This is a genomic window from Reinekea sp. G2M2-21 (genome assembly GCF_015687175.1).
Classification (GTDB): domain Bacteria; phylum Pseudomonadota; class Gammaproteobacteria; order Pseudomonadales; family Natronospirillaceae; genus Reinekea.
This window is the reverse complement of the sequence record NZ_JADPQG010000046.1, coordinates 1-334: the sequence shown is the minus strand read 5'-3', so window position 1 is coordinate 334 and position 334 is coordinate 1. Positions and strand designations below refer to the sequence as shown.

Sequence of the window (334 nt, the reverse complement as noted above, 5' to 3'; positions counted from 1 at the left end):
TTCATGGTATGAAAGAAGGGCTCTACTTTCGCATTATCCGTCGGTGTTGCACGGCGACTGACACTGCGAACCAGACCTAGTTCATCAAGAGATTCTTGATAGTTCGTTGTCATGTATTCCGTCCCTTGGTCTGAATGAAAGTAGCATCCTTTCTTAGGTTCTCTGGTATTGGAAGCCATACGCAAAGCGCTCTTAGTTAATTCGCCATTTCGTTTGGTGCTGAATGACCATCCGATGACCTCTCGATTAAACAAATCCATCACAACTGCAAAGTAGAGCCAACCCGATTTGGTCTTAAGGTAGGTGAAGTCTCCTCCCCATTGTTGGTTAATTC

At 44.9% G+C, this 334-nt stretch carries 1 protein-coding gene; it reads right to left on the bottom strand.

Features of this window, described 5'->3' with window-relative positions; all coding sequences use genetic code 11:
• The coding region (locus IYN85_RS26560) for a DDE-type integrase/transposase/recombinase (RefSeq protein WP_196161834.1) at positions 1 to 334 on the bottom strand (334 nt) is incomplete at both ends.